Below are 9,327 nucleotides of genomic sequence, written 5' to 3' on the forward strand. Positions count from 1 at the left end.
CCGAAATGGCGCTTTTTTATTGTTAAGTTTTATTAAATATTGATTGATTGTTTTTTGACTTGCATTGGTTTAAGTTTTTGAATTTTATATTTATTATTATTTTTTAATGTGTCTTAAATGTGTTAAAATATGTACTATATCTCGTGATTATGAAATAAATTAATTAAATTAATACAAAAATGGGGATGGGGATGAAGTATTTATATTTTTTTGTATTATTGCTCATAAGCTCCTGTATTTACGCAGATACAGAGAATCAAGTTATCACAGAAGCAAAATTACAGGATCATAATTTTGCACAGATGAGTTCACTTGTTGCAATGACTGATGAGGAGTTGTCTGAAACACAAGGTCAGGCATTATATTCTTTAAATCGACAGGATCAGGGAGGATTATCCTTTTATACTTTGGGGATGGAGGCAAATATTGGCTTAAATGCGAATATTAAAAACCTGCAACTTGGTTGTGGAGGGGTGAATAGTGGTAGTAAGGCTGGATGTGATATTGATATTCAAAATGTTTCATTTGGATGTATTGCGAACGCTTCTGGAACATGTATTACCATACCAAAAAGTGACTCACGTCAACCAGATGGGGCAGTACAAGAAGCTCAAGCGGGTGATAAAGCTCAAGGTCAAATGAAAGATTTTAATTTAACCAATCCTTTTTACCAATTTGCGATCAAAAATGCTGATTCAGCTTCTACACGTGAAGTGGTTGGGGTTCGTATTGGTGCAGCAGAAGTTGAAGGTCCATTAAGTTTTGGTAATCTAGCTAGTTTTAGTGGTTATTTAACAGGAACTGCGAATCTTACAATGCGGGGAGAAACGGATGTATCTCCTACATGTAAAGCTCCTGCAAACTGTGCTACGAGTGCCGGGCGTAGTCAATATACTGATGCAAGTGCATATTTGGGGCTTAATGATGCTGAAATTTTGAACTGGGGGGTAGCTTATGTAAGTTATCGTAATATTACAGCAGATTATGGGCAGGGGAAAAATGGAAATCCCAGTGAAATTTCAAGAAAAAATTTAATTGTTTCTGTGAATGGTAATAGAGTAACTCAAGCACAGATTGCTGGAATTAAGCTAGGTGGGGTTGTGGATGATATTATTTATGGAAGCGCAACAACTGATCCTTTAGCATTAAGGAGAAGAGATATTGGTGGTATATTAGGTTGGTTAGCAAATGGTTTTGCTGATGCACTATTGCCGCTATTGCGTGATGGTGTTGCTAATTATATTAAAGATCAATTAGCAACTGGTTTAGGAACCACCAAAGCACAATTAGATAGCTATGTTTTGCCATATAACTTGAGTAATGTTCATCAATTGAATGTGAAATCTAATACATTTGGCTTGGCTTTATCAAAACAAGCCATACAATATCCTGGTTACGTTCAAGCTGTCAATGCGGGTTGGAGTATGTATATTCCTAATGGATTTGAATTAAATATTAATCAAAAAACAAGTTCTTTAGTTGCAAATATAGCAGGTAGTGCAGATGCTAGAAATGGGAACATCACAATGCTGGAAGCTCCTTATCGTAACTGTTATGGTTCACTAACATTCTGCTGATTGTTCTGTTGTTAACCTTTAAGCGCCATTTTTGGCGCTTTTTTTGTAATTCATCTGAAATAATAATATTTTCTGTTTTAGTGTTTTTAATAAATGATATTATTTTTGTGTGAAAAATAATCAACTGTCTATGTGTTTAGACAAAAATAAAAAAATATATAGGGATAGGTGATCACATGAAAGGTTTACCCATATTACTTTTTTCAGCATTTACATCATTTGCTTATGCAAATGTAAATAATGTTGACAATGCTCATCTAGAAGCTCTACCAAGTATAAGTACGACCATTGGAAAAGAAAATCATATGGTGTCTTTGAATGATGAAGAATTGTCAGCAGTACAAGGACAGGCTTTGATGAACCTAACTAGAACGAATGATACAAGCCAAGGACTTAATTTTTATCGTTTAGGAATGGAGGCTGAGATTGAACTAAATGCTAATATTAAAAAGTTACAATTAGGATGTGGTGGTGTAAATGGTGCAGGAAACTGTGATATTGATATTGATAATTTAGCATTAACAGGGGTTAACCCAGTCAATGGTGAATATGCAGCAAGTGACGCTAAGCTTACCAATCCTTTTATCGAGTTTGCTGTAAAAAATGCAGATAATAGTGCAACTCGAGAAATAGTAGGATTCCGCTTTGGATCATTAGAAGCATTAGGTAAGCTTTCATTAGGAACAAATAATAATACCTCAACTCCTAATGATGATACTGGTATTAATTCGATATCAGGGGATTTAAATTTAAATTTAGTAGGTGCTTATATTTCAGATATTCGTGTATGTGTTGGTCTGTTTACTTGTATATTAAATATTCCTACAAATGCTCTTGTGGATGATACTGTAGTTCCCTTAGTTTTAAATAGGGCATCGGTAGTAAATGATATTGGTCCATTGGTTGCTAATGCAAGTTTAGGGATTACTTTAAAATTAGACAATGTGCATTTGGTGAACCAAAGTGTAAAAGCAATTCATGAGATTATATTACAAAATTCTAATGGGACGGGTGGAACAAAAGACTTTTATCTAAGTTTACAAAAGCAAAGTGTTAAATGGCCTTCAGTTGCATCTCCTGGAACATTTCGTAGTGTAGCAGCACAAAGAGGTTGGTGGTTATCTCTTCCTGATGTGACGATCAAGGACCCAGTAATTACGCAGAGAATCGAACTTTCTGTTTTAACTGCGGGTGTTGGATTGTTTGGGGGGAGAGTTGATATTCAAGGAATAGATTTAGGACAAAAACCTGCGAAAAACTGTTATGGTACATTAACATTCTGCTAAAACTTAGCATAAAAAATCCCGCACTCAGCGGGATTTTTTATATTTCCATTTAAAGATTATTTAGAGATTTTTGTCAATAATTCTTCTTTAGAAATATTTACAGATTCGCTATCACGGCGACCTTTATATTCAAAAGTACCAGCATCTAAGCCTTTTTCACCAATTACAATGCGATGCGGAATACCTGTCAACTCTAAGTCAGAGAATTTCACACCAGGACGTTCATTACGGTCATCAAGTAGCACATCGTAACCCGCAGCTTGTAGCTCTGTATAAAGTGCTTCTGCTGCTTCTAGGGTACGAGGAGATTTGTGTGCATTCATTGGAACAATCGCAATTTCAAAAGGTGCAATTGCGGTTGGCCAAATAATACCTTTTTCATCAAAGTTTTGTTCAATAGAAGAGGCAACAACACGAGTTACACCAATACCATAACAACCCATTGTGACAACTAAAGGTTTGCCATCTTCACCTAGGACTTTACAACCCAGTGCTTCAGAGTATTTTTGCCCAAGTTGGAAAATATGCCCAACTTCGATACCACGTTTAATTTGTAAAGTACCCTGACCATCTGGAGATGGATCACCCTCTACAACATTGCGTAGATCATAAACTTCAGTAAATTGTGCATCACGCTCCCAGTTCAAACCAGTTGCATGTTGGTCTATTGCATTTGCACCTGCAACAAAGTCAGATAATACAGAAGCAGCACGATCAACAATAACCGTTAAACCTTTTTCAACTAAGCCCTGTGGACCACAGAAACCAGCAGTTAAGCCATATTCTGCAAGCTGTTCTTCTGTTGCAAATGTTAGTGGAGATGCAATAAGTGGATGTTTTTCTGCTTTGATTTCATTAAGTTCATGATCGCCACGTAAGAATAAAGCAATAACAGGTGTTTTACCTTGTTCATCTGCAATACCTTGAACCAATAATGCTTTTACAGAATGAGCTGGATCAGTATTTAAAAATGCAGAAACATCAGCAATTGTTTTTTGATTTGGAGTTTCAACAATGCTTAATTCTTGTGTTGGAGCAGCGCGTTCACCCACTAAAACAGCTTCAGCCATTTCTACGTTTGCAGCATAGTCTGAGGCAGTTGAAAATGCGATATCATCTTCACCACTAGAAGCAAGTACATGGAACTCATGAGAACCTGAACCGCCAATAGAGCCTGTATCTGCTTGAACAGGGCGGAAATCTAAACCTAAACGTGTGAAAATACGACAATAAGTGTCATACATAACATCATAGGTTTCTTGTAGTGATGCTTGGTTTACATGGAAAGAATAAGCATCTTTCATAATAAACTCACGAGAACGCATTACACCAAAACGAGGGCGAATTTCATCACGGAATTTTGTTTGAATTTGATAAAAATTCATTGGAAGTTGTTTATAACTTTTTAGCTCATTACGTGCTAAATCAGTAATGACTTCTTCATGTGTTGGACCAAGCACAAAATCATTGGTGTGACGATCTTTAAAACGTAAAAGTTCAGGACCATATTGTACATAACGTCCTGACTCTTCCCAAAGAGATGCAGGCTGTGTTACGGGCATGAGTGTTTCCAATGAGCCAGCACGATTCATTTCTTCACGAATGATGGCTTCAACTTTATTTAACACACGTACACCCATTGGCAACCAAGTGTATAACCCTGAAGCCAATTTACGAATCATCCCAGCACGTAACATGAGCTGATGAGAAATCACCTCAGCATCGTTTGGGGTTTCTCTTAACGTTGCAAATAAAAAGCGACTCGCGCGCATGGAAACTGTCCTAAAAATTTAAGCATTAAAGAGGAGATTATACGATAAAAAAAACAAGGCAACATTTGATAATGTACTTTTGAGGGAAATTATTATTGAAGATGTTTAATTTGAAAGAATATCGTGCTGATGTGGGGCGTGGAATTAAATAAATGCACAAAACAAGATTTAGAATTGTGCTGGGTATGATTGTATTTAAAATTATTCTAGGGATTGTAAACGATGAATAATATCATCATAAAAAGTTTGGGTTTTACGATAACTATTTTGTAGGTTCGTAATATTATTCTTGGTTTGGTTGATATTTTCACTATTATATTGGATCGCTTGTTTAAGCTCGATGGGCACAGTTGTCCCTTTACGGAAATGTTCAATTTCTTGTCGTTTTAATATAATTCGGTCATTTTGTAAAAGCTTCAGTCGTGCTTGCTGCGTTGAAATTTGTTTTTTGATACTTGCAAGGTGTTCATTTTTCTTATTGGTCGCAACAGTGCTATTACTATAAGCTCGTTTTAGTCGTGCATTTTGTTCATAGCGTTGTGCTTGCTGGGCGCGAGCACCTGCTTGTTGTAGGTCTTTTTCAGCATTATAGGGATGAGCCCGTCGAATCACTTGCATATTAATATCAAGTGCTTCATAGCCATGACGAATATGAGCAGGTGTAATGGAGCTACTGATATTTGCAACACCTTGATCATAATAACGGTACCATACTGCTTTAGGCTGTGTCTCAGCCGCAAAACTATGCGACAGTAATATGATATTTAAAACCCCAAAAAATAATGCTAAAAAGCTTTTTTTGAAAGATTTTTTATAGAGCATATATTTAGAAATTAGTTGTTGCATCCCTTTTTTCCCCAAATAAAGCGACAACATCACTCAATAATTTTTTTAATAACTTAATTGAATCGTATATAAATCTAATGATGCATTCTAAGAATATATAAGTTCTCTAATCAACTGTAAATTAGCATTTACTCGGCTTTTATCACTGTTTTTCGGCATATTCCTAAGTTTCTTTAAATCTTCATTGATAAAGAGAGCAAATGTATGTTAAATAAGGCTGATAAATTTCAAAAAATAAATGTATTCAGAACTTCATATCTCTGAATTTATGGGGAAGGGCATTAAATGGAAGAGAAATTCCAAAATTTAAAAGTCATGGTCATTGATGATTCTAAAACAATTCGTCGAACGGCTGAAACGCTTTTACAACGTGAAGGTTGTGAGGTGATTACTGCTGTTGATGGCTTTGAGGCGTTATCAAAAATTGCTGAAGCAAATCCAGATATTGTATTTGTTGATATTATGATGCCACGTTTAGATGGTTATCAAACGTGTGCACTGATTAAAAACTCTCAAAATTATCAAAATATCCCTGTAATTATGTTGTCAAGTAAAGATGGTTTGTTTGATCAAGCAAAAGGGAAGGTGGTTGGTTCTGACGAATATCTAACAAAACCATTTAGTAAAGATGAATTATTAAATGCTATTCGGAAGCATGTTTAAAAACGAAATTCTGAATGGGAGTAAAAAATGGCACGAATTTTAATTGTTGATGATTCTCCTACAGAGATGTATCGCTTTAAAGAAATTTTAAGTAAACATGGCTATGAAGTTTTAGAAGCAAATAATGGTGCAGATGGTGTCACACTAGCACAAGCTGAACAGCCAGACTTAGTTTTAATGGATGTAGTTATGCCTGGCGTTAATGGTTTTCAGGCAACACGACAAATTGCACGTGGCGCAACAACGAAACATATTCCCATTGTAATTGTAAGTACCAAAGATCAGGACACCGATCGTGTTTGGGGAAAACGCCAAGGTGCTTGTGATTATTTAACCAAACCAATTGACGAGAATGTCTTAATCAATGTGATTAAACAATATCTCAATGTGGGATAATTATGGCAGCAAATGGATTTATCGAACTACTTCGGCTGTCAAAGCGTGGTAATCAAAACTATGCAGACAAAGAAAATGAAGTAAATAGATGGTCAGGCATTGCATTTGAAATTATGGGGCAATATTTTGTTGCTCCATTAGGTGAAGTCACCGAAGTTATTTATCCACCTAAATGTACACCTGTTCCTAATGTACAAAATTGGGTGAAAGGATTAGCTAATATTCGAGGGCGTTTACTGTCTGTTTCAGATCTAACATTTTTTATTTCTGGACAACGAAGTCAGTTCTCACCAACACAAAAAGTTTTATGCATAAGCCATAATGATCATTATGTCGGGCTGGTTGTAGATCAAGTTTTAGGTATTCAACATTTTAATAAAAAAGGTTTTTTTTCAGAGAATAACAATTTAGAAAAAAATCTAAAAACATATTGTCAGGGATATTTTCAACAGCATAATCGTGCATGGAATATATTCTTGTTTAGTCAATTGTTGAATGATCCTAAGTACATGAATGCATCGGAAAAATTTAAATAAATGAGTTTCTACGCTCAATGACAGTTACGCGTTTCGGGGAGAAGCTGAATGGGCTTTAAGCTAAAAAAGAAAAATACATCTGAGAATACGCAGAAAGGTAGTCCAGTTGTAGTGTCAAAACTACAATCTAGACTTGATCACTTTTCAAAGCTATTCGGTGATAGTGAAAAATCCAAGCCGTATATTATTATTGCTTTTTTAACAATTGTATTGGCGCTTATTTGTTTGCTTGCATTGTTATATAATGTTCCACGAAACAATGATTTAACGCGTAGTGTTGGTGAGTTAAAGCTCTTATCACAAAAAATATCACGTCAGGCAACTGAGGCAACTGCTTCAGGTAAAGAAGATGCGATCAAAGAACTGGTTGCTTCACAAAAAAGATTTGATGAAAACCTAGAAATTGTTGAGGATATTCATCCAGCAAATAAAGAAATGCAAGTGGTCAGTCAGTTATGGGCTAAGGTATCTGATGATATTAATTTAATTGCTTCTGAACAGAAAGTAATTAACCACTTATATGATACAAATATTACAATGGAAGAAGCGATTCCTGGGATCCAAGCGGAATATAACCTCATGGTAAACCAAATGGCACGTGAAAATATGCCAGCTTCTCAGGTTGTTATTGCAAAAAACCAAGTATTCATTGCTGAACGTATTTTACGTTCTATTTCCTCAGTATTAAGTGGTTCTGAAAATGCACGTGCATCAGCAGATGACTTTAACGCGGATACAGAAACTTTTGGTGCTTATTTAGAAGCGCAGTTAAAAGGAAATTCGGAACTTGGTGTATTGCGTATTGAACAACCTTCTATGCGTGAATCATTAGAAAGTATTCAAGCGGACTATAATGATATTTTAAAATCTGCATCTAACTCAATTTTAAAAAATTCATCAAAAATTGTTAAAGTTCGTCAAGCATCTTCTAATATTTTTTCACAATCAGATCAGTTGTTAAAAGACCTCAATAATTTAAGTACCAGTTCATGGGCGAAAACAGTTATTCCAGGTATTTTTTTAGTTTTAGCCTTGGCTGGGTTCTTATTTTCAGTGATTAAATTGCTGAACTTGCGTAGTGTTTCAGATAAAGTTCGTGTAACACGTTTACAAGATGAATATGACCGTAACCAAAACGCAATTTTACGTTTACTTGATGAGATTGCAGATTTGGCAGATGGTGATTTGAGTTCGTATGCAACAGTATCTGAGGACTTTACAGGTGCAATTGCCGACTCGATTAACTTCGCAATCGACCAACTACGTGATCTTGTATCTCGAATTAATGAAACCTCACAAGAAGTTGCAAACTATACCCAAAATACTCAGACCATTACGAACCAGTTGGCTGAAGCTTCTGAGCATCAGGCTCAAGAGATTGCTGGTGCATCTACAGCGATTAATGAAATTGCTCAATCTATTGAACACGTATCTGCGAATGCCACTGAGTCTGCGGATGTAGCACAACGTTCTGTACAAATTGCTTCAAATGGTGCAGAAGTTGTAAATCGTTCAATTGAAGGGATGGACACGATTCGTGAGCAGATTCAAGAAACATCTAAGCGTATTAAACGATTAGGTGAGTCTTCTCAAGAGATTGGTAATATCGTCTCTCTAATTAATGATATTGCAGACCAAACAAACATTTTGGCTTTAAATGCGGCAATTCAAGCATCTATGGCAGGAGAGGCAGGTCGAGGTTTCGCAGTTGTAGCCGATGAGGTACAGCGTCTTGCTGAACGTTCAGCATCAGCAACGAAACAGATTGAAACTTTAGTAAAAACCATTCAAACAGATACAAATGAAGCCGTTATTTCCATGGAGCAAACGACTTCTGAGGTTGTACGTGGTGCTCACTTAGCAAAAGATGCGGGTGTTGCTTTGGACGAAATTCAAAGTGTATCAACAAGCTTAGCGAAATTAATTGAAAACATTTCAGATTCAGCAAAATTACAGTCAGCTTCAGCAGGTCATATTGCGAATACGATGAACGTTGTACAAGAGATTACATCTCAAACCACAACGGCAACATTTGATACGGCACGTTCGGTCTCTGAATTGGCAAATATGGCAGACTCTTTACGTCAATCTGTATCTGACTTTAAATTACCAGAGCAATAAATCAGCTACTCAAGGAAGAATATTTATTTTAAATATTCTTCAGAGTGTTAAGTACACTTGGATCACTTAATTTTATTAAAATTAAGATGTTGATAGGTTTTAGTCCTGTAAAGGAACTAACATAGAAGCC

At 35.9% G+C, this 9,327-nt stretch carries 8 protein-coding genes; 6 read left to right on the forward strand and 2 right to left on the reverse strand.

The features are described 5' to 3' along the window. Positions 1–191 precede the first annotated feature (191 nt). Both C9E89_RS17635 and C9E89_RS17640 read left to right on the forward strand, forming a co-directional pair. Positions 192–1,577 carry a hypothetical protein gene (locus tag C9E89_RS17635; protein WP_213069651.1) on the forward strand — a complete coding sequence of 462 codons (1,386 nt, stop codon included), beginning with the start codon at positions 192–194 and terminating at the stop codon, positions 1,575–1,577. A 176-nt stretch (positions 1,578–1,753) separates the two neighbouring features. Further along, positions 1,754–2,863: a hypothetical protein gene (locus C9E89_RS17640; RefSeq protein ID WP_107009621.1), complete on the forward strand. Its 1,110-nt coding sequence runs from the start codon at positions 1,754–1,756 to the stop codon at positions 2,861–2,863. Between the two features lie 56 nt (positions 2,864–2,919). On the opposite strand, the gene C9E89_RS17645 is transcribed toward C9E89_RS17640, so the two are convergent. After that, complete coding sequence (locus C9E89_RS17645; protein WP_107009620.1) at positions 2,920–4,635, reverse strand: proline--tRNA ligase; 1,716 nt, start codon at positions 4,633–4,635, stop codon at positions 2,920–2,922. 201 nt (positions 4,636–4,836) lie between these two features. After that, positions 4,837–5,481, reverse strand: a complete 645-nt coding sequence (locus C9E89_RS17650; protein ID WP_373431847.1) for a hypothetical protein — start codon at positions 5,479–5,481, stop codon at positions 4,837–4,839. A 285-nt stretch (positions 5,482–5,766) separates the two neighbouring features. Between C9E89_RS17650 and pilG the strand changes: the two genes are divergently transcribed. Genes pilG through C9E89_RS17670 form a run of 4 tightly spaced genes read left to right on the forward strand, consistent with a single transcriptional unit; the run spans position 5,767 to position 9,197 of the window. Next, positions 5,767–6,144 (forward strand): twitching motility response regulator PilG, encoded by a 378-nt coding sequence (pilG, locus tag C9E89_RS17655; protein WP_107009619.1) that lies wholly within the window; start codon positions 5,767–5,769, stop codon positions 6,142–6,144. A 27-nt stretch (positions 6,145–6,171) separates the two neighbouring features. Continuing rightward, complete coding sequence (locus tag C9E89_RS17660; protein WP_107009618.1) at positions 6,172–6,540, forward strand: response regulator; 369 nt, start codon at positions 6,172–6,174, stop codon at positions 6,538–6,540. A 2-nt stretch (positions 6,541–6,542) separates the two neighbouring features. Next, positions 6,543–7,076: a chemotaxis protein CheW gene (locus C9E89_RS17665; protein WP_107009617.1), complete on the forward strand. Its 534-nt coding sequence runs from the start codon at positions 6,543–6,545 to the stop codon at positions 7,074–7,076. Between the two features lie 48 nt (positions 7,077–7,124). After that, positions 7,125–9,197, forward strand: a complete 2,073-nt coding sequence (locus C9E89_RS17670; RefSeq protein WP_107009616.1) for a methyl-accepting chemotaxis protein — start codon at positions 7,125–7,127, stop codon at positions 9,195–9,197. Positions 9,198–9,327 lie beyond the last annotated feature (130 nt).

The sequence above is a fragment of the Acinetobacter sichuanensis genome, from assembly GCF_003024515.2.
Taxonomy (GTDB): domain Bacteria; phylum Pseudomonadota; class Gammaproteobacteria; order Pseudomonadales; family Moraxellaceae; genus Acinetobacter; species Acinetobacter sichuanensis.